We start from the raw sequence: 24077 nt of genomic DNA, 5'->3' as shown, positions 1-24077 counted from the left end.
ACCTTCTGCTTCAAAGCCGTGCATCGCTGGACGTCCAGAAGAAATTTGGCAATCCCATTCTTTAAACCCTTTCCAGTAAGCCGAAATATTTCCGGCATTTCCAACTGGGATAGCTAATACATCCGGCGCTTTTCCAAGCTGTTCGCAAATTTCAAACGCAGCAGTTTTTTGCCCTTCTAGGCGATAAGGGTTGACTGAATTGACGAGAGTCACGGCTTCTGTTTCTGCTAATTTTCTAACCGAATCAAGGGCTTCATCAAAGTTCCCCTGAATCGCAATAATATCAGCTCCGTACATCACTGCCTGCGCTAGTTTACCGAGCGCTACTTTTCCGTCCGGGATAACAATATAGGCCTTCATTCCCGCGCGTGTCGCGTATGCTGCCGCCGCTGCAGACGTATTTCCTGTAGAGGCGCAAATAACCGCTTCTGCTCCTTCTTCTTTTGCTTTTGCAACCGCCATCACCATACCACGATCCTTAAACGACCCAGTGGGATTTAAGCCTTCATATTTGCCGTATAAGTTGACACCAAGCTCTTTGGATAAATGAGGCAAAGGGATAAGCGGCGTATTGCCTTCAGCAAGTGAAATAAGTGGCGTGCGTTCTGAAATCGGTAAAAAATCTTTATATTTATCAAGAAGTCCTTTATACATTTTCATTAACCCTCCACAACTGCATATTTAGTCAAAATGCGTATTTCTGGTTCTTCCTCCGCGCGCTTTTGCGCTACGTTTAATTGCGCCTTACTAATCGAATGTGTCACAATAACGACTGTCGCCGTAAATTCGTTTAGCGGCTCTTGAATAATTTTATCAAACCCAATGCCTGCTTCCGCAAAAATTTGTGTTAATTTTAAAAACGTCCCCGTCTTGTCATCCATTTCTAAACGTAAATAATACTTCGAATACACTTTTTCTTTTGGCGTATGTTTCGTTTCGTGGATGAAACTATTAAAGGCGTTTCCATTTGTGCCCAGTCGACTGTTTTTAGCCACCGTAATTAAATCACTTACCACACTCGTTGCAGTTGGTAATTCACCAGCACCAGGCCCGTAAAACATCGTTTCACCTACCGCTGCACCGGTTACAAATACGGCATTGTTCTCATAATTCACGCCAGATAGCGGATGTGCTCGTGGAAGTAAAACCGGACCAACGTCTACACTAACCGTCCCGTCCACTTCTTCCGCACGCCCAACAAGTTTTACTTTATAACCTAATTGATAGGCTGTGGTAATATCAAGTGGTGAAATCCCGCGAATTCCATCTGTTTCGACATCTTCTAAACGGACGTTCATTCCAAAAGCTAGGCGTGTTAAAATAACCATTTTACGCGCCGCATCAATTCCATCCACATCACTTGTCGGATCAGCTTCAGCAAACCCTAAATCTTGCGCTTCTTTTAAAACTTCCTCATAACTTTTATTTTCAGTTGTCATTTTCGTTAACATATAATTCGTTGTTCCGTTTACGATACCCATTACTTTTTGAATTTTATCAGCCGCTAAGCTGTTCACAATGGTACGTAAAATCGGAATTCCGCCCGCGACACTTGCTTCATAAAATAAGTCACAGCCATTTTCTTGTGCGGCGGAAACGAGTTCATCACCGTGAATCGCCATTAAATCTTTATTCGCTGTCACAACATGTTTTCCGGCTTTCAGTGCGCGCAAAATATACTCGCGTGCAATATCAATGCTACCCATCACCTCAACCACAACGGCAATTTCCGGATCATTAAAAATATCATCCGGCGTGGTCGTCAGTGCAAAACCTTTCGTCTCGTATCTGCGATTTTTTTCAAGATCACGAACAAGCACTGTTTTAACGGTAATATTGTAGCCTGTCACTTGGCTAATTTTCGCTTGATGTTCTTCTAAAATATGAATGACACCGCTGCCTACTGTCCCAAAGCCTAGTACGCCTACTTGTAAATTTGCTTTCACATGAAAACCTCCTTATAAATTTGTTTACTTTAAAAAAGTAATTAGTGCTATTATACGCAAATCAAGCTACAAAAGTAAAGCTCATTTGCGAACTTTCACATTTTTTTAATTTAACTGATAATTAACAAAGAAAGAAAAACACACCCCAACAATAATGAGGTGTGCGCAGCATTTCGATTATTAAGCTTCCAAAACACGAAATTATTTGATTCCGTATTTTTTGTTGAAGCGGTCCACACGTCCGTCTGCAGTTGCGTGTTTTTGTTTACCAGTATAGAATGGGTGCGAATCAGAAGAGATTTCGACACGTAGTAACGGATATTCGTTACCATCTTCCCACTGAATAGTTTCACTTGAATGTTTAGTAGAACCAGACAAGAATTTGAAATCAGTACTAGTATCAACGAAAACAACTGGACGGTATTCAGGATGAATTCCAGCTTTCATTTCTTTTCAACTCCTTCGCCCTGAATCATCTGAAACAGAGTAATTAACTGCACGAAAACACAGTACCATAATTATAACAAGTGAGACGAAAACAAGCAACTGTTATTTTTTAAACATTTGTTCTTGTAAAAGTTCAAAAAAGGCCTGGTTTGTATCCGTTTTTTTCATCGAGCGAATAAATCGTTCCGACAAATCTAAAGAATCTCCTTGAATCGGCATCGTTTTTCTAATTTTCCATAACTGTTCTAACTTTTCTTTTCCAAGAAGAAGCTCTTCCTTACGCGTACCAGAACGACGAATATCGATAGCTGGGAAAATGCGGCGTTCGGCAAGTTGACGGTCAAGATGCAGCTCCATATTTCCTGTACCTTTAAACTCCTCGTAAATCACATCGTCCATTCTTGATCCAGTATCAATTAGAGCCGTTGCTAAAATCGTTAAGCTCCCGCCTTCTTCAATGTTACGAGCCGCCCCAAAAAAGCGTTTCGGCCGGTGGAATGCAGCAGGGTCAATCCCGCCTGAAAGAGTACGTCCACTCGGGGGAATAACTAAATTATAAGCGCGCGCCAGACGAGTAATGCTATCCATCAAAATAATGACATCCCGTTTTTGTTCCACAAGACGCATCGCACGTTCTAAAACGAGTTCGGCGACTTTAATATGATTTTCCGGCACTTCGTCAAATGTAGAACTAGCCACGTCAGCAGAGACTGACCGCTCAATATCCGTCACTTCTTCCGGCCGTTCATCAATTAACAGGACAATTAATTCCGCTTCTGGATGATTGGTCGTAATTGCATTTGCAATTTCTTTAAGTAAAATCGTTTTTCCGGCTTTAGGCGGCGCAACAATTAGCCCGCGCTGTCCAAAACCGATTGGCGCGACCATATCGATCATTCGCATTGAAATTGGGAATTTTCCCGTTTCAAGCATCATTTGTTTATCCGGATATAGTGGGGTAAGCCTGGGAAATGAACGCGTTCCTTCGCCACTTCTGGATTTTCGCCATTCACTGCCTCTACATGCAATAAGCCAAAATAGCGTTCGTTTTCTTTTGGCGGACGTACTTTTCCGGAAACTTTATCGCCCGTTCGTAAATCAAAACGTCGAATTTGTGAGGCTGAGATATAAATGTCCTCTGAGCTTGCGGAGTAATTAATGGGGCGCAAAAAACCGAAACCTTCAGAAGGTATAATATCCAAAACGCCTTCCATGAAGAAAAAACCTTCTTTTTCCGCATTCGATTTTAACAAGGCAAAAATAAGTTCTTTTTTAGTCAGCTTGCTGTAATACGCGATTTTATGTTCTTTCGCAAGCTCATAAATTTCTTTAATCGTAAGGCTCTCTAAATATGCTATGGACAGTTTGGCCATATATGTACCACCTTTTTTTTATTTTTTGTATAAACTAGGGATTTGAAATAAACGGAAGGAAAAGTCGGGGCAGAGGAATTGCCCCGCTTTTGTTTAGAAGAGTTATGCCAAATTGCTTTCAGCGATTTCTTTATAAATATCTGCTCCTAATGCGGAGAGTTTTTGAATAATGTTACCATAGCCACGTTCAATATGTTCTACACCTAAAATTTCGGTTGTCCCTTCTGCCAGTAAGCCTGCAATCACAAGGGCGGCTCCCGCGCGGAGATCGGTTGCTATTACACGTGCTCCAGAAAGGGGTGTTTTCCCGTAAATAACAGCTGTTCGTTCGTTTTGTTTAAATTGGCCACCCATGCGCATAAGCTCGGCGACATGCTTGAAGCGGCTTGGATAAATCGTATCTGTCACGATGCTATCGCCTTCTGCTTGGGTTAAAAGGGTTGTGAAAGGTTGTTGCAAATCTGTTGGGAATCCCGGATAAACGTATGTTTTCACATCCACTTTTTTGAAAGCTGTTGATTTTTTGACGAAAATAGAATCCTCCGAGATTTCAAGAGGAACGCCCATTTCAGCTAATTTTGCTGTAATTCCTTCTAAATGGTCTGGTATGACGTTTTGAATTTCAACTCCGTCACCCATTGCAGCTGCTGCAATCATATATGTTCCAGCTTCAATTCGGTCAGGAATAATGGTGTGATGACAGCCGTGTAAATTAGGTACGCCAATAATACGAATCGTATCTGTTCCCGCGCCTTTAATATTGGCCCCCATATTTGATAATAAGGTTGCTACATCAATGATTTCTGGTTCTTTAGCGGCATTTTCAATGACGGTTTTGCCTTCTGCTAAAACAGCGGCTAACATAATATTAATGGTTGCGCCAACACTGACAACATCCATATAAATTCTTGCGCCACGTAATTTTTCAGCACGCAAATAAATCGCACCTTGTTCATTTGTGACCGTAGCTCCGAGTGCTTCAAAACCTTTAATATGTTGATCAATTGGTCGCGGCCCTAAATAACATCCACCGGGAAGCCCTACCACCGCTTTTTTAAATTTACCAAGAAGCGCGCCCATCAAATAGTAAGAGGCACGTAATTTTTTCACATTTCCATTTGGAAGTGGCATATCTACAATAGCACTAGGGTCGATAATCGCTGTTTGGCTATCATATTTTACTGATCCACCTAATTCAGAAACAATATCATATAACGTATGGACATCTGAAATATCAGGAAGCCCCTCAATGGTTACTTCCGAGTCTGCAAGAATAGCCGCCGGAATTAAAGCCACTGCACTATTTTTTGCTCCGTCCACCACAACTTTTCCGGAAAGTCGTTTTCCCCCGTTAATTACTAACCGATTCTCCATGCCAAACCTTCTTTCTTTTATTCTCGCTTGTTTTTCTCTCTAAATCCTAACACGTTTAAGGGCGAAGCGCCACTAAATAAAATCATTTTACAAGCGCACACTCACTTTTAGCCTAAAAGAAGGGTTTTTAATCTGGCTTCACTTTATTTTTATCTGGTATAGCCATGGCCACCCCACCGAAAATAATACAGCTATAATACGTGATAATACGCCATAGTAAGAGCGCGGTGAGTAATTTAGCGGAAACTAACAGCGGCCCGAAAAGTAGCGTAAATGTATATTCTGCGCCGCCAGTCCCGCCTGGCGTTGGTACAACTGTTGCGAACATCATAATAAAGGCGTGAAAAGTAATCACCATAAAAACATCTAAATTCGAAATACCCATTCCGAGGAAAATAAAATAGGGAATAGCGAAATACGCCCAGAGTTGCAAACTCGTATAGATACACGCACTCCAAATGAGCTTTTTATCGCGACTAATTCGACCGCTTTCTTCATGAAAAGTAGCAATTTTACCATCTACCATTGCCTGAATTTTTTGGATTCTCTCTTTTTTCATAAACCAATTAAACGGTTTTAAAATCATGTGTACTAATTTAGTTGTAAACCGGCGACTTTTCCCTACTAAAATAAGCCCGACAACAACGGCTAAATGAACGGTAAAGCCAATTAAAACAAGATATTTCACTTGCGGCAATGATCCAGTCAGTAGATAATGAAAGCCAAAAATTAACACGATAATAAAATTAAATACTATCATCGCCTGATAAATAATAAATTTAAAAAGAAGCAGCGAACTGCCAACGCCAACATCAATGCCTTTTTTTTAAAAGCGCATAGAGTTGAGCCGGCTGTCCGCCCGCTTGCATCGGAGTAATTGTATTAAAAAATTGTCCGATCATCGTGATTCGAAACGAGGAACCAAAACGCTCTTTGGAAAAGCTAGGTAAGATGCTTTTATGCAAAACAACTGCCTCAAATAGCCAATATAAAAACATGAAAATAAACGCTACACCAATCCACCATAAATTAACACTTTGTATTTCATGTTTCACTTGTTGCATGTTCACATCGCGAAATTGCCAAACAAGAAAAGCGCTACTAATGATGAGAATCAAAAAAATGTTTATCCAATTTTTTCGCGCATTTTTACTTAATTTCACAGACGTCACTTCCTCAAAAGATTATGATAAAATTCATCCCAAATTTCTGTCAGTCGATCTTCTGAATAGAAGGCAGCACCTTTTTCAGCCTGCGCTAACAGTTCATTATATTTCTCATTGCTTCTTTTTAGCTCTGTAATGTTAGAAATAAATTCCAAATTGTTATTTCCTTTTGCATAGTAGCCCGATAAAATTTCTTGATACAATTCTAAATCGCGTAATAATACAGGCACACCTGCACTCATCGCTTCTAAAATAGCCATTGGGAAAAGTTCATTATACGAAGGCATAAAAAATAAATCTGCCATATTAAAACACCCATTCATCTCCGAACGATCCACTATCCCAATAAATTTCACATTTTCTGGTGGGTTATCATAAATTTTCTTAAGCTCTTCATATCCAGAAGTAATTTTCCCAAACGAAAACCCTCCTGCCCACACAAATTGAATATCAGGTAATGATTTTGCCACTTCAATAAAATCTAGTACGCCTTTGCGGTGTTGCACTTGTCCAACGCCTAGTACAACAAATTTATCTAGTGGAATCTGGTATTTTTCACGTACGTCTTCCCCTAAACTTTTATCCGAAAGAAAGGTCTTTTTGGAAACAAAATTAGGGATATAGTGAATTTTTGAAGCGGGAATATCATATGCTTCTAATTTTGGTATGAAGGAAGGGTTAACCACCACAATCTCATCCATTTTTTTATAAAAAGAAATTAAATATTTATAAAAAACAGCACGGGCAATTCCCGGTAATTTTAAACTACCTTCCATTGTCTCTGGTAAGAAATGGACGTAGCCAACCCGAACCCCGCGCTTTTTTTTGAAAAAAGTAGATAGAAAGAAGTGAAAATCAACCGTATGATAGTGGGTAATATCTGTTTGATGAAACTGATTGATTGACATTTCAATCTTATCTTGTAAACGTTCATTAATAAGATTAACTAATTCCCGGTAGGCCGATGCAACGCCCTGCCCCTTTACTTTTTCCGCTGAGGACAGCATCGTTAATTTAATCACGATGAGATGACCTACCTTTCCTAACATGTGTATTTGAAGTAAGCGAGAATACTTGTGAAGCCATTTTACTTTTAATAAGTGTACTTTGCATATTTAATCGCTTCTTGTTTTGCTTTGAATAATAAATATTGTAAACCTCTAGATAGGTCTCTTCAATATTTTTTCCAAATTGATCTGAAGAATAATGGTGTACTTGTTTCAGCGCATGAACCGCAACCTCACTAGCCAGCGTTTTATTTTGAAGCGCCAAAATAACAGTTTCCGCAATTTCATCATCAGTTTGGAAAACAAAACCTGTTTCTTTATCCACTAAAATTTCAGCGATGCTTTCGTCTTCCTTAGCCACAACTGGAATCCTTGATGCCATTGCTTCTAAATAAGTTAGCCCTTGCGTTTCAGAGGTAGAGGCGCTAACAAATAGATTACCCAATTGATAATAAAGGCCTACATCACACCACTCTACTGCACCTGTGAAAATAACAGCAGATGAAAGCGCCAGTTTTTCAACTAATTCTTCTAGTTCTTTTCTTACTGGCCCATCTCCCACAACAACCAGTTTAACATTCGGTTTTTCCTCTAAAATAGCAGGCATCGCTTGAATGATTGCATCAATATTTTTTTCATGCGCCACTCTGCCAAGAGATAAAATCACATCATCTTGTTTCTTTATTCCCAGTTCACGTCTAAGCGCTTCAATACCTTCAGAAGATGCTTGACCAAAAGATTGAATGTTTGTCCCTGTTGGAATCGTGTACATACGTTTTCTAATGCCACATTCTTCCAAATGATGACGTACTTTTTCCGTAGGCGCAATAAGAGCATCATAACTATCACAAAACGAGCGGGTCATCTTGCGAACCATTTTTGGTTTTAAAATTTTACCTTTAGCTATATAGTGCAAATAATCTTCATACATTGTATGGTAGGTATGAATCGAAGGAATTGAATATTTCTTTGCAATTTTCTTCCCTAGTAAACCTAAAGAAAATTCTGTATGTGTATGAATAATATCTAAGTTCAATTCACCTACTAGGCGAATAAATTTATTCATTCCAGCAATCGCAATTCTTCTTTCAGGGAAAAATATGAATGGAATACTTGGCAGTCTAAAAACCCGTCCCTCTTCACTCTCACGATTAGCGTATGGGTCTGTTGTTGTGAAAATATATACATTATGTCCTCTTTTTCTAAGCTCCGTCTCCATTGTTAAAATAGACGTTGCGACCCCGCTAATTTGCGGACTGTAGGTATCGGTAAAGATTCCTATATTCATTACTATCCCTACTCTCTCTCCTTGTTGGTTCACTCATCAATAACATTTAATCTATAATATCACTTATTTCATTATACCTGTTGATACTTTGTTTTTTCATACGCCCCTGGAATGATTTTTTTCTAAATCATCTGTGGACTTTTATACCGAACTTATCTTTCGACTGTTTCCATGATAACATAATACTCGCACTTTCACACACAAAAAATTTTAAGTTCCATTAAACACAAAAAAAAGAGGAGCAAAAATGCTCCTCCCTACATTTAAACAAAATTTAGTTTTACGCTTTACCGTTAGAACCAAATTCTTGAATTTTTTCAGTAACTGTTTTAATGATTGCATCAACACCAGGTCCGATTACTTTACGTGGGTCGTAAACTTTATCATCAGTAGCTAATTTTTCGCGAACAGCGGCAGTCCAAACAATTTGGCATTCCGTGTTTACGTTAATTTTGCTATGACCTAATTCAATTGCTTTTTTAATTTGGTGTTCAGGAATTCCAGAACCCCCGTGAAGTACAAGTGGCGCACCTGTAAGTTCAGAGATTTCTTTCATTTCATCAAAGCCAAGTTTTGGTTCACCACTATAAGGACCGTGTACAGATCCAAGTGCAGCTGCTAATGCATCAATACCAGCTTCTTTAACAACGCGCAGACATTCTTCTGGATTAGCATAGCTAATTCCGCCAGTAACGCCGTCCTCAGTACCACCAACAGTACCAACTTCCGCTTCAACAGAAACACCTTTAGCGTGAGCATAGTCAACTACTTGTTTAGTCATTGCTACATTTTCATCGATTGGGTGGTGAGATCCGTCAATCATTACGGATGAGAAACCAGCATCGATAGCAGCTTTACAAGAATCAAAGCTTGAACCATGATCTAAATGGATAGCAACAGGTACAGTGATTTTAAGATCTTCAACAAGACCTTGCGTCATTTTAACAACGGTGTTAAATCCTCCCATATACTTAGCAGCACCTTCAGATACTCCTAGAATAACTGGAGATTTTTCAGCTTCTGCAGCTTTCAAGATTGCTTGAGTCCATTCAAGGTTATTGATATTGAATTGACCTACTGCATATTTCCCAGCTAATGCTTTTTTCAGCATGTCTGTCATGTTAACGATTGGCATAATACAATTTCCTCCCTCAGGAATTTAAGAAAGTTTGAAACTCTCTTAATATGATTTGAATTTCCGCCGCGAAAAATAGTGGCAGCTATTTTTCCCTAACACGTCTATAATAACAGATTTGTGATTATTTTACCATAAAAGTAGCGAATTATTTTCTGAAAACGCTTTACACCCCTAAGGTTTAAGCCATTATTGATTTTTCTTTTTTTGAAGACTATGAAGTGTTTCTTTACTTGCAAAAACTTGGAGAGCGTTTGCTAAAATTTCCAGTTCATACGGAGCCGGACCACCATAAACACCATCGTAACTGACATTCAAATCGTCGTTAGACTCCAGTTTTACATTTTTCACTTGTCGGTAAATCACATACGGGCTTTCGAGGTGTGTTCCGCGCTTTAATAACAAGAAAAGCGAAAATAATTTGGCTTTTGATACTTTTTTTAGAATCAATAAATCAAAATAGCCATCATTGATTTCGGCGGGAGGACAAAGCGATTCAAGCCCACCGACCGTGTTTGAATTGTTCACAAAACAAAGCAAGATAGGGCCACTAAATTGCTCGCTGTCAAATGTAATCTCGACATTCGTCGACCGAAGTTTCGGCAACATTTTCAAACCATCCAAAAGATAGGCTAGGCGACCATAGCGATTTTTCTTTGTTTCTGACACTGCGTATGTAATTTCTGTAATTTTCCCCGCAGCTACATTATTAATAAAAAATTCGTCCCGATTTGCTTTGCCAATGTCGATTTCAACCGTTTCACGATTTATTATATTATTTAGCGCATCAAGCGGGTTTTTATTCACACCTAAAGCCCGCGCATAATCATTCGTCGTTCCCATCGGTAAAATACCTAAAACGGGGCGTTTATCCGACCTCATAATCCCGTTTACCACTTCATTTACCGTACCGTCACCACCAGCGGCTACAATCGTTTGAACACCAGAGTCCGCCGCCGCTTTCGCTAATTTCAAAACACTTTTAGGTTCACTTGTACTTGAAACAAGTGTTACATTAAAATCCGCCGCAACCAGTTTCTCTTCTATCACGCGCATCCATTTACGAAACTTATTTTTCCCTGCAGCAGGATTGTATATTAATACCATCTCTTTTATCAAAACTTCCCCTACTCTCCTTTTGTTAAATTTAGTTTGCTATAGATAAAGGGAAATTGTCAAATTAAAAAGCCTCCCCTAACGAGGAGGCTTTCACTAAATTATTTCACAGCCGCACCAATGAAATCCTTAAATAAACTTTGTGGGCGGTTTGGTCTTGAGATAAATTCCGGATGATACTGACAGGCAACGAACCAAGGATGGTCTACCAGCTCCACAACTTCAACAAGACGACCGTCTGGACTTGTTGCAGAAACAATCATTCCCGCTTGCTCCATTTGTTCGCGGTAATCATTATTGAACTCATAACGGTGGCGATGGCGCTCTTCCACAATCGTTTCACTATAAGCTGCCGCTGCTTTCGTATTTTCTTTAATTCGAGCAGGGTAGAGACCAAGACGCAATGTCCCACCTAGATTTTCAATATTTTTTTGCTCTGGAAGTAAATCAATGATATTATGTTTCGTTTCAGGGTCAATTTCAGCAGAATGCGCCCCGTCTAACTTCAAAACATTGCGGGCAAATTCAACCGTTGCCAGTTGCATGCCTAAACAAATTCCAAAATAAGGTACTTGGTTCACACGGGCGTATTCAATCGCTAGAAGTTTCCCTTCAATCGCCCGGTCACCAAATCCGCCTGGAACTAAAATGCCGTCCGCACTTTCTAAAAGTGTCGCCACATTTTCTTTTGTTATTTTTTCTGAATCAATCCAGTCAATTTGAATTTCCGCATCATGTGCATATCCAGCGTGACGCAATGCTTCCGCTACAGAAAGATAAGCATCTTGTAGTGAAACGTACTTTCCAACAAGAGCAATGCGCACTTTTTTCGAAAGATTTTTCACGCGGTGAACTAGTTCTGTCCACTCTGTCATGTCTGCTTGTGGTGCATCTAATTTCAAATGATCTAGCACAATCTGATCCATTTTTTGAGCTTGTAAGGAAAGTGGCACATTATATAGGGTGTCTTCATCGCGGCTTTCAATAACTTCGGAAGCTTTAATATCACAGAAAAGGGCAATTTTTTCCTTCATTTCTGTGGAAACAGGTTGTTCTGTGCGGACCACAATAATATTCGGTTGAATCCCTAAACTACGCAGCTCTTTTACACTATGCTGAGTGGGTTTGGTTTTCATTTCTCCTGCTGCTTTTATATACGGGATAAGGGTTGTGTGAATGTAGAGCACATTTTCCGAGCCAACATCACTTTTAATTTGGCGGATTGCTTCTAAGAACGGGAGTGATTCAATATCCCCTACTGTCCCGCCAATTTCTGTAATAATAATGTCTGAATTCGTCATTCTCGCTGCTCTAAATACGCGGTCTTTTAATTCGTTTGTGATATGCGGAATTACTTGGACTGTCCCACCAAGATAGTCACCGCGACGTTCTTTTTTAATGACCTCAGAATAAACTTTACCCGTCGTGACATTACTGTATTTATTTAGATTAATATCAATAAAACGCTCGTAGTGACCTAAATCTAAATCTGTTTCAGCACCATCATCTGTAACAAAAACCTCACCATGTTGATACGGGCTCATTGTCCCTGGATCCACGTTGATATATGGATCGAATTTTTGAATTGTGACACTTAGTCCGCGATTTTTAAGTAATCGACCAAGCGATGCAGCCGTAATCCCTTTACCAATAGATGAAACTACGCCACCCGTTACAAAAATATACTTCGTCATTAAAAAATTCGACTCCTTCCATTTTTAAAAAATATCAGTTAAGCTCTACTTAACCTTCGGGGTGAGACTTTACCGATTTAACCGTCCTTACAAATAAAATCACCAAATGCATGAACAGACTTGCACTTGGTAATTAGGAAATATTTTACTTGGCTTATGCCAAATAAAAACGCTCCTACTTTCTTAAAAAGTAAGGGAGCGCTAACTGAACATATCCGTCCCAATTAAGGGAGCCCAAATAAAATACTACATATGAAACAAGAATAAGTCAAGTGTTTATTTTTTGTAAGCGAAACCATCTTTTTCGTTAAAACGGTTTACTTCGCGTTTAAAATAAAACTCGTTTCGAAATAAATCGAAACGAGTTTTTCTTTATTCTTCCGGGTCTTCTGTATAATCCCCATCACTATAGTCATCTTCAACTGTGGCAAGTTCCCCTTCAATACCATCCGGCAAATGATCATCCGCATCTTCATCTTCATCTACTAGACCATCAGAAAGCGAAATTTCTTCTTCACCCAGTTCTTCTACTTCATCATCATCTTCATATTCAATATCATCATCCATGATATCGTCCATTTCTTCCTCTTCGTCATCGTCATCATCTGATTTGCGTTTTTTCTTAGGTTTTGTTTGCGTTTGAACTTCCTCATCAATCGCATCAATTGGATACCACGCACGAAGCCCCCATGTATTGTTCCCAAGAGAAATAAAATTACCGTCAATATTCATATCTGTGTAAAATTGCACAAGTCGTTCTTTCATTTCGTCATCTGTTAATTCTAAAAAGTTTTTAATTTCTCCTACTAATTCTTGAAAATTAATAACTTCTCGACGACCTTCTAAAATATAATGCGCGACGTCAATTAAAGATACTTCTTTTCGCTCTTCTTGAGATAAATTACTTAAATCCAAAGCTGGCACGCCCTTTCGTAAACCTACATTTATTTTTTCTATCATCATTTATTTGTTATTCAACTTTACCATTTTACATGTTATTACTGGCAAGCACAACCTTAAATTTTACATCCATCAACTTTTCTTTACGATTTGATACCCTATGTAAAAAAATAAAATAGCCATTAATAAAATTGGAATCGAACCAAGTTGAAAATTATACAAAATATAAATTGCAATGCACAGAAATACAAAAAGTAGCACTAAAGTTACAATTCGCTTCATTTTAGAGTCTCCTGTCATCAAAAATGCCTCTGTGATTTTACTTTAAAACATTTTAGTACTCGCGTCAACGGCTAGCCTATTTCTATTAGGAAGAAAAAGCTCGGCAAAAAGCATGCTACCTAATGCCGAACTTCCTATTACATTTTTTCAGGAGCCGAAACGCCTAACAATTGAAGCCCATTATGAAGGGTTATTTTTGCAGCTTCAATTAAAGCTAGTCGCGCTTTTGTTAATTCCACGGCTTCTTTATCAAGAACTTTATTTGTATTGTAAAAACGATGGAAGGCGCTTGCTAAATCATTTAAATAGCGTACAATGCGGTGCGGCGCGCGTTTAGCAGCAGCCTCCGAAATCACATCCGGAAAATCACCAAGTACTTTTAGTAAATCGAACTCCGCTTCCGTTGTTAGTAAATTAACGTCCACATTGTCAGTCGCCACCAATCCTTGTTCATGACCGGAACGTAAAATGCTAGCAATTCTGGCATGGGCATACTGAACATAATAAACCGGATTTTCATTTGAAGTTGATTTAGCCAGTCCCATATCAAAATTCATATGCGTATCTGAACTTCTCATCGCGAAGAAATAGCGCGTTGCATCTAGTCCAACTTCTTCAATTAAATCGCGCATCGTAACAGATTTCCCAGTACGCTTACTCATTTTCACTTGCTCACCATTCTCATATAGGTGAACGAGTTGAATAATTTCCACTTCAAGTTGAGTTGGTTTGTAGCCTAGCGCTTCAATCGCAGCACGCATGCGGGGAATATAACCATGGTGATCAGCCCCCCACACATCAATAAGCACATCAAAACCGCGACTCAATTTATCTAAATGATAAGCAATATCCGGGAAGAAATACGTATAACTGCCATCCGATTTTATTAAAACCCGGTCCTTATCATCACCAAATTCCGTGGTACGTAGCCAAGTTGCTCCTTCTTCTTCGAAAACATAACCGTTCTCCTTTAATTTTTCTAAAGCAGGAAGAATTTTATTGTTTTCATAAAGCGAAGTTTCAGAAAACCAATTGTCGAAGTGCACTCTGAACTCATCTAAATCCGTGCGTAATTTTGCTGTTTCAAAAGCTAAAGCCTCTTTTTTTAAAAATCTCATGTCGCTCTTCTTCACTTGCGTCAACATATTTATCTCCGTACTTTTCCGCGAGGCTCTTACCAAGCGTTATAATATCTTTTCCACGGTAGCCATCTTCTGGAAAATCTTTTTCAATGCCTAAAGCTTCGAAATAACGTGCTTCAGCCGATAAAACTAAATTATTAATTTGATTTCCAGCATCATTAATATAATATTCTCTAGAAACATTAAATCCTGCCATGTCTAAAATATTGGCCAAGGAATCACCAATCGCCGCTCCGCGAGCATGACCAAGATGAAGGTCCCCCGTTGGATTCGCCGATACAAATTCAATTTGAATTTTTTCACCCTTACCAAAATCCGATTGACCATATTTATCTTCTTCTTTTAAAATGACAGGTATTAAATTAGTTAAGTAGGAATTGTCCATAAAAAAATTAATAAAGCCAGGGCCTGCAATTTCAACATCTTTTATCAATGCGTTATCCGTTCCAATTTCCGAAACGATGCTTTCAGCAATTTGGCGCGGCGCCTTTTTCGCCACACGTGCAAGTTGCATGGCAATATTTGTTGAATAATCCCCGTGTGATTTTTCTTTTGGTACTTCAAGCAAAATATTAGGTATTTCATCTTCTGGAATCATAAGCGCTTTTGTTACAGCTGTTTTAATCCCCGCAATTAAATCACTTTGATTCTTTTGAATGATATTCATTCGTTTGTTTCCTCCTCTATTCGCATGCTCACTTCATAAGAGCCTATAAATTCGCCACCACTTAACAAATCGTATTGAAAAGTAATTTTCCCGCTAAACGGAGATTCACAAAATGTCTCTCTATAACCAATTAATTCGGATTCAAACGCTAATTTTCCTGCACCCGAATCAACTGAAGCAACACTTCGCCTTTGGTCCTTAAAAAAATGCAAACGCATATTTACAGCACCACTTCTGAGTAGCAATAGTTCGCTCTCAGAAATTTTAAGAACTGAGCGTATAATACCAGTCATTTGTTTTTCTTCATATTGAAGATAATTGCTTTTTTCATCTTGATAAAAAACACCAGATACAGACATTTCCGTTTTTTCTTCAGCATCCATCTGTCTGACAATATTCGTAATATGAATTTTTACGGGCGTTCGTGTTTTAGCCATTTCATTACACCTTTCCAAACAGACGTGTAGACGTACTATATTATAGTGAAAAAAATTTGGAAAATCAACCTAACTCAAAATAAAATCCCTGTCCAAAACGACATCATAAATTGAAGGATTTTAGGAATAAATACATTAAAAATCGGACCAATCGTAATACTATAAAGCGGCGTTAGCGCGATAATTAAAAAGATTAAAAAGGCATATTGTTCAACTGGTTGTACTTTCGCTCTTAAACGCGATGGCAAAAATTCAACTAAAACTTGATAACCATCTAGGGGAGGAAATGGGATTAAATTAAATATGAATAAGACTAAATTCAATTGGATAAAAATCGTTAGAAAGTTAGACCAGATAGTATTTAGGCCATCTCCACCCACTCCACCGATAAAGTAAGCGAAAATGCCTACCGCCAGAAAAGCAAGTATTAAGTTACTAATTGGACCCGCTAAGGAAACTAAAATACTGCCTAACTTTCTTTTCTTTAATTTAAAACGATTTACAGGGGTTGGTTTTGCCCATCCAAAGCCAACAATGACTACCATTAAAAGACCAATCAAGTCAACATGGACTAGCGGATTAATCGAGAAACGACCTTCATTTTTAGCTGTATCATCCCCAAAAAGGAGCGCTGTTGCGGCATGCGCCCATTCATGGATTGTAAAAGCAATTAAAATGCTAACAACAACATAAGGCAGCATTTCTAACGGGTACGCTAAAAAATTACTCATTATTTTTTCCTTTCGAAATCAAATTTTTTATATTATAATGGCTATAAATCTAATATTTATCGAGGTGATAAACCATGCCTATCGTTACAATAAAATTTTTAGAGGGTCGAAACGATGACCAAAAGCGTGCTTTGGTCAAAGAAGTGACAGATGCTGTCTCAATCAATTTAAATGCCCCCAAAGAAAACATACATGTCATTTTAGAAGAAATGAAAAAGACCGATTACGGTGTTGCTGGCATCCGCAAATCTGATTTATAGAAATCCAGAAAATACATAAACCTTTAAATTCCGCCTGAAAGCCCTTTAGGAGGGCTTAGCTTGTAGAAAAACTCAAAGATTACGTAAAACAAAACGATTATCATCAAAATCAGACTGCTGCCAAATGGTGAGATTCTAGGCAGTGCCTCTGTACCGGAGCGGAGCGTACTCGAGTACGTGAGCACCGGAACGAAGGCGCTAACAACGAAGATTGCCGTTTGTCAGCAGTCTGAAGCCCTTTAAGAGGGCTTTTTATTTTGCTTTTCATGAATAAGCGTCACCATTTCTTCTGCTATCTCAGCTGGAATCCGCCCGTTTTCAATAAAATCAAGCGGAAAATATAACTTAATGTCTGTCCGAATTTTTCCACCTATCGACTCCACGATAGGCGATTCTGTGGAAAGTTCTTTCAAATCACCATTCGGAAGTAATAACTGAATAGGTGTCTTTCCAGAGCTAGCGCCTGGTTTATATAAATCGTAGGGCAAATCAGATGATGAGTCCACAACAAGATAATATGCTGGATCAACTTCCGCCTTCTCTAAACACCCTTTTAATTGGTTATAAAAGTCAGCATCACTTGAAGGATTATAATCCACATACCTCAGTAAACGGCGATTTAAAAATCGATTACATAAATCACTTAAAATTTCATCATCTTCCTGTTGCCAAACGGAAAAATAAAAAGTCAAGATAGCGTCATCAAGTGCAAGATAATCGTCCAAACCCACTTCATCACTTAAAAAAGGAATAATTTGCGCAGGATTCGTTTTAAACTCGTATCCAGCATGATAGAGAGACTTGGCGCGATTTAATATCTTCCATAACAATACTTCCCCGCTCCGACTAACTGGGTGGAAGTACACCTGTTGATACATTTGGTAACGGCTCATTAAATAATCTTCTACGGCATGCATGCCTGAATATTTAATAATAACACCATTTCCATCTGGACTTGGTCTTAAAACGCGTAAAATTCGTTCCATATCAAATTTGCCGTAGCTAACACCCGTATAATAAGCATCACGCAATAAATAATCCATACGATCAGCATCAAGTTGGCTTGAAATAAGTTTTACGAGCGTTTGATTTTCATGTGTTTTATTTATGATTGAAGCAACTAGGCTCGGGAAGTCCGTTCCGGCGCGAAGCAATACTTCCCTAACCTCCGTTTTTCCAGTAATAATTTTCTGTGTATAAGCTTCGTGGTCTGTATGAAAAACCTTTTCAAAAGCATGAGAAAACGGCCCGTGTCCCAAATCGTGAAGAAGGGCTGCACAAAGCGCCGTCATTCTCTCTTCATTTGATAAGCGATATTCGTCTGCAAACGTCACATCTATAATTTGTCGAACAATTTCATACACGCCTAGCGAGTGATTAAACCGACTATGTTCTGCTCCGTGAAAAGTTAAAGAGGTTGTGCCAAGTTGCCGAATTCGTCGTAAACGTTGAAATTCTTTTGTTGCGATTAAATCCCATATCATCTGGTCAGAAACATGGACAAAACCATGAACGGGGTCTTTGAAAACTTTTCCTTCACTTAATTTTTGTTCAATATAACTCATGGTGCCACATTCTCCTCTCACATGATTTTTTTATTTCGTTCTACTATACGTGCATAATATTTAGGAAGTGTGTCAAGTTCTTCAGCAGTTAGCGTACTAGAATACAGTTCTCCTGCATAAAAACGCAGACTATTTAATAGACGGAGCACTACATCATTTACCGTTAACGAAGCGCCTAATAAAAGAGACAAAGTGCTCATAACATTTTTATCAACATTTGGAAAATGGTATTTTTCTTGTAAATCTTTACCACTTATTTCATAAAAGGAACGAATAAGTTCTGCTCGCTCCCCCTGATTCCCACCTAAGCCCAGATAAATTTGCACAGCTACACCTTTTTCCATTCGTCGTTGAGAAATCCCTGCAAACTTTTTCCCATCAATACTTAAATCATAACTACCGGGACAATAGGAATTTTCAATTTCATAGGCTTTAATGACCTGATTAAAATCAGAAAACATATCTTGAATTAAGGTATGCATTGTTTCATAGCCTCGGTTAATCGCGATTCCTTTTTTGACATCTGGTAATATGAGCGACACATTTAAAATATCTTTATCTAAAACAACCGCCAAGCCGCCAGAATTACGCAAAACAACACGGTAACCAGCCTCTTGCAAAAATTGGATACCTTCTTTTAGTTTTGGCAATTTAGTATCCTGAATCCCTATCGAAACAGTCTTTTCATGAACCCACCCTCGCACGGTCGGCGGGCTTATTTCGCCACCAATAAACCGGCAAAGCGTGTCGTCAGTCGCATACGATTGAAGTGCATCAAATGCTTTATTTGGTGTTGTTTGGTCTAAGAACCGCCATTTTTCTTGTCTAAGCAAAGTATCTTCTAAAATCATCTCTTGCCGTAACCCTCCACACTCTTTTTTGTCATTATAACACATCACTTTTCCAGAATGTGCAGAACCGCTTAAAACTGCTGTTTCACTTTACTTTCTTAGATTTCACGAAAAAAATGGATACACCTACTAGAAGCCCCACGCATAATTTAAAAACGGATTGTTTTTTCAAGATTATCCCTCCAGAAACCTATTTTTCTTTTCATTCCCATCTCCACATTTCCAAAACAAAAAAAGAAACAAGGTAGGTACCTCGTTCTCATGTAGAAAGCTTAGGGAGCTTTTTAGAAAATTAATTAATAGTCATAATGGTTGCGTTTTGGTTTGCCATTCCAAATCTTATTAATAAGAAAGACAATTCCTGCTAAAATAAGTAGTGGCAGTAAGAAATGTAGTGTAACTCCGATGATTTTAAATACAATGTTTAACGCAATAATTGCTAAAATAATAGTAAAGAAATATTTCCAAAATTGATTCATGTTTCTTCCTCTTCTCTAAATTTATTTGGATGAGACTAATTTTACGTCACTTAATTCTTTTGTTTGAATGACCATTTCATTATCTTGAATCATTAAACGATACGCTTTGTCTTCTTTTAAAGGTTTATCTGAATAAAACCGTAGTTTTATTGTTTTCCCTGTAGCGGTTTCGCATTTTTCATGGAACTCATATCCTTTGAAATTTGCTTTTGTCACTTTTTCACCTGGTTTTGTGATTGAAACAGTATATGTATCTGCCGCTTGCGCAAAAGGCGAAGCAAGTTCTACAATCACCATAGTTATTACAAAAATTGCAGCTAATACACCAAACCAACCCTTTTTCATTTTTAGTAACCCCTTTTGTTTTACTTGATAAACTTATTATAGTTAAAATTTTCCCCTTTTTCGAAAGGCTCCGGGCTGAAAATTAATACATCGTTGGACTGATTTCATTTTGAGACTAAAAAAGCTACTCGCGTAACCACGAGTAGCTTGTCTAGTTTATTTTGACATCCATTTGTAATTTTCCGCACCAATAGGATATGTCACATAGTCTTTTAAATCAGGATTTTGCAAGTAAGCACGACCGCTTTGGTATAGCGGGATTAAAACGGCATTTTCTTTTAAAAGAATTTGTTCGGCTTGCAAAAGGGCATCAAAACGAGCGTTTAAATCATTAGAAAGCTTTCCTTTTGCGCCTAAAACAAGTTTATCATAGGCCGGATTACTAAAACCGGTATGATTTCCTGGGCTGTTTGTTAAAAATAAATTTAAATAGGTTAGCGGATCCTGATAGTCCCCATCCCATCCGCCAAGAAGCAGTTCAAAATCTTGTGTAACATCTGCTTTAAAGCTAACCTGATTAGGTACATTTTTAAGTTTGATGGTTAAACCAGGCAAATTATTTTCCAATTGATTTTGAATAAATTCAGATTGTTTCTTTTGAAGGGAGGTGTCTCCAGCTGTAAGCGTTAACGTAAGGTTTTTCTTGCCAATTTCAGTTAATCCTTTTTTAAAATAAGTGCTTGCTTCTTCTGGGTTGTAAGCTAGTAAACTTCCGTTAATTTCCCGAAAATCTTTACCATCTTTTGGATTAAACATAATTTGACCAGGAACTACTCCGTCTAGAGATTTTGAACCGTTAGCGAGCAAGGTGTCTACCATCCCAGCTTTATCAACGGCTTCAGCAAGACCGCGGCGAATATTTTCATTAGCTAAATCTGTTTTGACGCCATCTTTCCCTTGATTCATTTTCATATACACAGAACGTCCGGTTAAAGAAGTGTGGAAATTTTTATCCGTTTTAAACTGTTTAACAAAATCACCATCTAGCTCTATCCGGTCTAATTTATTCGTATTATATAAATTTAGTGCAGCGTTTGTATCTTTTACAACTGTCACATGAATTTTATCTACTTTGACATTTTTAGCATCCCAATATTTCGGGTTTTTCACATAGTCCCATTTAAGCTTTGTACCATCCCAATTTTGAAGTGTGAAAGGGCCATTAGACAGTAATGTTTCACTTGAAGTACCATAGCGGTCTCCTTGTTTTTCAACCCAAGCTTCTTTTTGCGGGAAAAAAGTTCCTGTTGTTAATAGTTCTTTAAAAATGGGTACAGGATTTTCAAGCTCTACCTCTAGCGTCTTCTCGTCAATCGCTTTTACGCCTAATTTTTCTGGATCCATTTCGCCTTTTAATATTGGCGTGGCATTTTTAACGATTTCTTCCATTTGCGGACCATAAGCGGCAGCTGTTTTTGAATCTACTACTTTTTTCCAAGCGTATTCAAAATCAGCAGCAGTAACTGGAGAGCCGTCTGACCAATTGGCCTCCTTTTTTATTTTAAAAGTAAAGGTTTTTCCGTCATTTGTAACAGTAGGCTCATTTGCAGCTAAAGCAAGCTCTGGCTTGCCTTCTTTATCCAACCGGTAAAGTCCTTCAAATATTTGGTTGATAGCTCTAAAACTTACACTATTATCCGCTAAAATTGGATTAGCGTTTGGAATAGCGCTTGTTTCCATGATATTTATAGTTTGACTAGCATTTTTGTTGACCGTATCCCCTTGTTCTTTATCCGCTCCACAAGCAACCAGTAACATTAGACTAAGTAATAGCACACTTGTTATTACTTTTTTAGCTAAGCTTTGCAAACTTTCTCCTCCTTTTTCTCCTTTGGAAGCGCTTTTTTCTGAAACAAAAAAAGACGGGTGTCGCTGCTTTTTTTGCGCAGAACTTCCGTCTTCATTATAAACAAGACTGTATTACTTGTAAATAAAATCTGTACTAATATTTACTTTTTATTCAGATACACTCCAGAACCTACTACAATAATACACAATCCTAAAAACATACTCATCATAAAGTAGCTTGGATCATTTCGCATAAAAATAGCGAGAATCAAACATGATAAACCTGACACAGTTAGCGTGATGATGGTGATTTTCTTCCATAAATTTTTAGAATAGGCATCCACTTTCTTAAAACCTAACATTCTTAAAAATAAAAATACTTTTTTCGAATAGGATAAATAAGCGGCCACGAGAAGCATAAATGATCCTGCTGTGATTAAAGCAAAGCGGCCTGTAGGGATTTCATACCCTAGTCCGTAGGCAATAATACTTAATTGGATAATGGCTAGAAGTACTAGAAGCAACCTAAAGCAATATTCAAATTCTAACTTGCTTTCTTCCTTTACTTTTTCCTTTCCATAATATTCGGTACCTGTAAACATAATCATTAGAAACGGCATTAGGACGAGTCCCAGCCATTTTTGCATAAACATATCCGGAGAGAAATCGCTTCCGAAATGTACGGCTATTTCAGCAGGAAGTAGCGGATAACAAGCGAGGGAAGCGACCACCGTTATGAAAATTATCATACTTGGAAAAGTTCCGACTTTTTTCATTTCTCTCACCTTCTTAAAATTAATTGAAATAAGCGGCTAATTCCTCACGATCCGTTATAAGCGTTAGATTTGGAATGGTGGTTAATTCGGCTTTTGTTTGTTCATAGCCTGATTCTGTTAGCGCACGCGTTGCTTGTAAATAAATGGCGACGCTAAACCCCGCTTTAGACAATTGTAGGGCGGTTGTTTTGACACAAAAGTCAAATGCTAGGCCACCAATGACTACTTTCTGAACATCCTTTTGTTTAAGAAATTCAATGACCCCCGTTGATAATTCTTCGCGAATATCATGATAACAGGCGCCGTAAGGATGTAAATCAGGCTCCATTCCTTTCCAGATGAAAAAATCGTATTCTGTTGTTTCGGGAAGCCCTTTTAAAAGTTCAAATCCTTTTGTTCCCGGTTCACAGTGCCTAACCCAAGTTAAGTCAGCATTGGGATAATGAAGCGGCTGTAACATTTCGTCTTTGGAATCAACTACCCAAACGGCATTTTGAGGATGGGCATCTTTACTTCCAATACGAAAATCACCCAAACTTGCCATATACTCGAGTTCTGACACGATTTCTTCCGCGTTAGGTACTGGTAATTCATTCGGGCAAACTGGGCTAAATCCATTTTGTGCATCAACATCAAAAGTTGCAATTTTCATCTTTACTCCTCATTTCTGTATACTAATTGCGCAAATTGGCCGAAACGTTTAACATCTTCTAAAACAAGGTGATGTCGATGATCCGATTCAAAAAGCGGAATTCCTTCTCCTAAAATAATAGGGGCAATTGTAATCACAAATTTATCAATGGCTTTTTCCTTTAAAAATTGTTTAACAAGTTCGGCGCCGCCTACAAGCCATATACTTTCGCCGTCAATTTCGTTTAGCCATGAATTGATATTACCTGAAACAAAATCGGCGTATTCATCCGCTGAACCAGCTTTTTTATTTGAAAAAACATAGACATCTTTTTTGCTATAAGGAAATGTATCTGTTAATGAAAAAATTTGTTGATAGGTGGTGCGCCCCATTACAACGGTGTCCACATTATCAAAGAACGCCTGATAACCTGCATCACCGTCACTATCCACACTTTCAAGCCATTCTACACTTCCTAATTCATCCGCTATAAATCCGTCTAAACTAGCTGCAATATAAAGTGATACACGTTTATTTGCCATCGTTATCAAATCCTTCCACAACTAATTTTCCTATCATTTGACCTTCTTCTACTATCGTTTGATGAGCTAAACGAAGTGTTTCTGCATTAAACGGAGTGAGCACCYTTATTTAAAGTAGATTTTAACTGTCCTGTA

The 24077-nt window shown here is 38.3% G+C and carries 22 protein-coding genes and 3 pseudogenes; 1 reads left to right on the top strand and 24 read right to left on the bottom strand.

Features of this window, described 5'->3' with window-relative positions:
- From thrC to LFLEISCH_RS11840, 16 genes and pseudogenes are all read right to left on the bottom strand, one after another.
- The coding region (gene thrC, locus LFLEISCH_RS11910; RefSeq protein WP_040504859.1) for a threonine synthase at positions 1–654 on the bottom strand (654 nt) is incomplete at its 3' end.
- 5 nt (positions 655–659) lie between these two features.
- The gene (locus LFLEISCH_RS11905) at positions 660–1946 is read right to left on the bottom strand and encodes a homoserine dehydrogenase (protein WP_007476854.1); all 1287 of its coding nucleotides are present in this window, start codon (positions 1944–1946) and stop codon (positions 660–662) included.
- A 201-nt stretch (positions 1947–2147) separates the two neighbouring features.
- Entirely contained in the window at positions 2148–2393 is a 246-nt protein-coding gene (locus LFLEISCH_RS11900) for a type B 50S ribosomal protein L31 (RefSeq protein WP_007476851.1), read from the bottom strand.
- Between the two features lie 102 nt (positions 2394–2495).
- A pseudogene (gene rho, locus LFLEISCH_RS11895) lies at positions 2496–3766 on the bottom strand (transcription termination factor Rho).
- Positions 3767–3868: 102 nt separating this feature from the next.
- The gene (locus tag LFLEISCH_RS11890; RefSeq protein ID WP_007476846.1) at positions 3869–5140 is read right to left on the bottom strand and encodes a UDP-N-acetylglucosamine 1-carboxyvinyltransferase; all 1272 of its coding nucleotides are present in this window, start codon (positions 5138–5140) and stop codon (positions 3869–3871) included.
- 127 nt (positions 5141–5267) lie between these two features.
- A pseudogene (locus LFLEISCH_RS11885) lies at positions 5268–6303 on the bottom strand (lysylphosphatidylglycerol synthase transmembrane domain-containing protein).
- 5 nt (positions 6304–6308) lie between these two features.
- Positions 6309–7328: a glycosyltransferase family 4 protein gene (locus LFLEISCH_RS11880; RefSeq protein WP_040504858.1), complete on the bottom strand. Its 1020-nt coding sequence runs from the start codon at positions 7326–7328 to the stop codon at positions 6309–6311.
- Positions 7321–8601, bottom strand: a complete 1281-nt coding sequence (locus LFLEISCH_RS11875) for a glycosyltransferase family 4 protein (protein ID WP_007476839.1) — start codon at positions 8599–8601, stop codon at positions 7321–7323. Before LFLEISCH_RS11875 ends, LFLEISCH_RS11880 begins: the two co-directional genes overlap by 8 nt.
- Before the next feature lie 280 nt (positions 8602–8881).
- Positions 8882–9736 (bottom strand): class II fructose-1,6-bisphosphate aldolase, encoded by an 855-nt coding sequence (gene fba / locus LFLEISCH_RS11870; RefSeq protein ID WP_007476837.1) that lies wholly within the window; start codon positions 9734–9736, stop codon positions 8882–8884.
- Between the two features lie 189 nt (positions 9737–9925).
- The gene (locus LFLEISCH_RS11865) at positions 9926–10843 is read right to left on the bottom strand and encodes a diacylglycerol kinase (RefSeq protein WP_373852506.1); all 918 of its coding nucleotides are present in this window, start codon (positions 10841–10843) and stop codon (positions 9926–9928) included.
- A 110-nt stretch (positions 10844–10953) separates the two neighbouring features.
- On the bottom strand, positions 10954–12546 hold the full coding sequence (locus tag LFLEISCH_RS11860; protein ID WP_007476834.1) for a CTP synthase: 1593 nt from the start codon (positions 12544–12546) through the stop codon (positions 10954–10956).
- Positions 12547–12918: 372 nt separating this feature from the next.
- Complete coding sequence (rpoE, locus tag LFLEISCH_RS11855; RefSeq protein WP_007476832.1) at positions 12919–13461, bottom strand: DNA-directed RNA polymerase subunit delta; 543 nt, start codon at positions 13459–13461, stop codon at positions 12919–12921.
- A gap of 117 nt (positions 13462–13578) precedes the next feature.
- Complete coding sequence (locus LFLEISCH_RS15485) at positions 13579–13728, bottom strand: hypothetical protein (RefSeq protein ID WP_007543105.1); 150 nt, start codon at positions 13726–13728, stop codon at positions 13579–13581.
- A 137-nt stretch (positions 13729–13865) separates the two neighbouring features.
- Positions 13866–15537, bottom strand: a pseudogene (argS, locus tag LFLEISCH_RS11850) (arginine--tRNA ligase).
- Positions 15534–15974 carry a YwiB family protein gene (locus LFLEISCH_RS11845; protein ID WP_007476830.1) on the bottom strand — a complete coding sequence of 147 codons (441 nt, stop codon included), beginning with the start codon at positions 15972–15974 and terminating at the stop codon, positions 15534–15536. Before LFLEISCH_RS11845 ends, argS begins: the two are co-directional and overlap by 4 nt.
- A 74-nt stretch (positions 15975–16048) precedes the next feature.
- Positions 16049–16705 carry a site-2 protease family protein gene (locus LFLEISCH_RS11840; RefSeq protein ID WP_007476828.1) on the bottom strand — a complete coding sequence of 219 codons (657 nt, stop codon included), beginning with the start codon at positions 16703–16705 and terminating at the stop codon, positions 16049–16051.
- Positions 16706–16779: 74 nt separating this feature from the next.
- Between LFLEISCH_RS11840 and LFLEISCH_RS11835 the strand changes: the two genes are divergently transcribed.
- Entirely contained in the window at positions 16780–16965 is a 186-nt protein-coding gene (locus LFLEISCH_RS11835) for a 2-hydroxymuconate tautomerase (RefSeq protein ID WP_007476826.1), read from the top strand.
- Between the two features lie 239 nt (positions 16966–17204).
- Here LFLEISCH_RS11835 and LFLEISCH_RS11830 read toward each other — a convergent pair whose 3' ends face one another.
- The 8 genes from LFLEISCH_RS11830 to LFLEISCH_RS11795 all read right to left on the bottom strand — a co-directional run bounded on the left by LFLEISCH_RS11830 (position 17205) and on the right by LFLEISCH_RS11795 (position 23942).
- On the bottom strand, positions 17205–18530 hold the full coding sequence (locus tag LFLEISCH_RS11830) for an HD domain-containing protein (protein ID WP_007476825.1): 1326 nt from the start codon (positions 18528–18530) through the stop codon (positions 17205–17207).
- A gap of 17 nt (positions 18531–18547) precedes the next feature.
- A complete protein-coding gene (gene lipL / locus LFLEISCH_RS11825) occupies positions 18548–19381 on the bottom strand; it encodes a lipoyl-[GcvH]:protein N-lipoyltransferase (RefSeq protein WP_007476823.1) in 834 nt (277 codons plus the stop codon).
- A 296-nt stretch (positions 19382–19677) separates the two neighbouring features.
- Positions 19678–19860 carry a hypothetical protein gene (locus LFLEISCH_RS11820; protein WP_007476821.1) on the bottom strand — a complete coding sequence of 61 codons (183 nt, stop codon included), beginning with the start codon at positions 19858–19860 and terminating at the stop codon, positions 19678–19680.
- A 21-nt stretch (positions 19861–19881) separates the two neighbouring features.
- Positions 19882–20205, bottom strand: a complete 324-nt coding sequence (locus LFLEISCH_RS11815; protein ID WP_007476819.1) for a YxeA family protein — start codon at positions 20203–20205, stop codon at positions 19882–19884.
- A 156-nt stretch (positions 20206–20361) separates the two neighbouring features.
- Positions 20362–21963, bottom strand: a complete 1602-nt coding sequence (locus tag LFLEISCH_RS11810) for a peptide ABC transporter substrate-binding protein (protein ID WP_373852505.1) — start codon at positions 21961–21963, stop codon at positions 20362–20364.
- A gap of 191 nt (positions 21964–22154) precedes the next feature.
- Positions 22155–22769 carry a DUF1648 domain-containing protein gene (locus LFLEISCH_RS11805; protein WP_007476815.1) on the bottom strand — a complete coding sequence of 205 codons (615 nt, stop codon included), beginning with the start codon at positions 22767–22769 and terminating at the stop codon, positions 22155–22157.
- Positions 22770–22788: 19 nt separating this feature from the next.
- A complete protein-coding gene (locus LFLEISCH_RS11800; RefSeq protein ID WP_007476814.1) occupies positions 22789–23421 on the bottom strand; it encodes an isochorismatase family protein in 633 nt (210 codons plus the stop codon).
- Positions 23422–23423: 2 nt separating this feature from the next.
- On the bottom strand, positions 23424–23942 hold the full coding sequence (locus tag LFLEISCH_RS11795) for a dihydrofolate reductase family protein (RefSeq protein ID WP_007476812.1): 519 nt from the start codon (positions 23940–23942) through the stop codon (positions 23424–23426).
- Between the last annotated feature and the right edge of the window lie 135 nt (positions 23943–24077).

It is taken from the genome of Listeria fleischmannii subsp. fleischmannii LU2006-1, assembly GCF_000344175.1.
Taxonomy (GTDB): Bacteria; Bacillota; Bacilli; order Lactobacillales; family Listeriaceae; genus Listeria; species Listeria fleischmannii.
The sequence above is the reverse complement of the archived record's forward strand: the minus strand, read 5'-3'. Positions and strand labels throughout refer to the sequence as shown.

What these genes read in the sequence shown, in the direction of transcription:
- LFLEISCH_RS11805 (WP_007476815.1), bottom strand. Translation starts at nt 22,769, where the DNA reads ATGAAAAAAGTCGGAACTTTTCCAAGTATGATAATTTTCATAACGGTG.
- LFLEISCH_RS11835 (WP_007476826.1), top strand. Translation starts at nt 16,780, where the DNA reads ATGCCTATCGTTACAATAAAATTTTTAGAGGGTCGAAACGATGACCAA.
- LFLEISCH_RS11830 (WP_007476825.1), bottom strand. Translation starts at nt 18,530, where the DNA reads ATGAGTTATATTGAACAAAAATTAAGTGAAGGAAAAGTTTTCAAAGAC.
- LFLEISCH_RS11815 (WP_007476819.1), bottom strand. Translation starts at nt 20,205, where the DNA reads ATGAAAAAGGGTTGGTTTGGTGTATTAGCTGCAATTTTTGTAATAACT.
- LFLEISCH_RS11840 (WP_007476828.1), bottom strand. Translation starts at nt 16,705, where the DNA reads ATGAGTAATTTTTTAGCGTACCCGTTAGAAATGCTGCCTTATGTTGTT.
- LFLEISCH_RS11875 (WP_007476839.1), bottom strand. Translation starts at nt 8,601, where the DNA reads ATGAATATAGGAATCTTTACCGATACCTACAGTCCGCAAATTAGCGGG.
- LFLEISCH_RS11845 (WP_007476830.1), bottom strand. Translation starts at nt 15,974, where the DNA reads ATGGCTAAAACACGAACGCCCGTAAAAATTCATATTACGAATATTGTC.
- fba (WP_007476837.1), bottom strand. Translation starts at nt 9,736, where the DNA reads ATGCCAATCGTTAACATGACAGACATGCTGAAAAAAGCATTAGCTGGG.
- lipL (WP_007476823.1), bottom strand. Translation starts at nt 19,381, where the DNA reads ATGATTTTAGAAGATACTTTGCTTAGACAAGAAAAATGGCGGTTCTTA.
- LFLEISCH_RS11810 (WP_373852505.1), bottom strand. Translation starts at nt 21,963, where the DNA reads ATGTTACTGGTTGCTTGTGGAGCGGATAAAGAACAAGGGGATACGGTC.
- LFLEISCH_RS11900 (WP_007476851.1), bottom strand. Translation starts at nt 2,393, where the DNA reads ATGAAAGCTGGAATTCATCCTGAATACCGTCCAGTTGTTTTCGTTGAT.
- LFLEISCH_RS11890 (WP_007476846.1), bottom strand. Translation starts at nt 5,140, where the DNA reads ATGGAGAATCGGTTAGTAATTAACGGGGGAAAACGACTTTCCGGAAAA.
- LFLEISCH_RS11820 (WP_007476821.1), bottom strand. Translation starts at nt 19,860, where the DNA reads ATGAATCAATTTTGGAAATATTTCTTTACTATTATTTTAGCAATTATT.
- LFLEISCH_RS11795 (WP_007476812.1), bottom strand. Translation starts at nt 23,942, where the DNA reads ATGGCAAATAAACGTGTATCACTTTATATTGCAGCTAGTTTAGACGGA.
- LFLEISCH_RS11865 (WP_373852506.1), bottom strand. Translation starts at nt 10,843, where the DNA reads ATGGTATTAATATACAATCCTGCTGCAGGGAAAAATAAGTTTCGTAAA.
- LFLEISCH_RS15485 (WP_007543105.1), bottom strand. Translation starts at nt 13,728, where the DNA reads ATGAAGCGAATTGTAACTTTAGTGCTACTTTTTGTATTTCTGTGCATT.
- LFLEISCH_RS11800 (WP_007476814.1), bottom strand. Translation starts at nt 23,421, where the DNA reads ATGAAAATTGCAACTTTTGATGTTGATGCACAAAATGGATTTAGCCCA.
- LFLEISCH_RS11860 (WP_007476834.1), bottom strand. Translation starts at nt 12,546, where the DNA reads ATGACGAAGTATATTTTTGTAACGGGTGGCGTAGTTTCATCTATTGGT.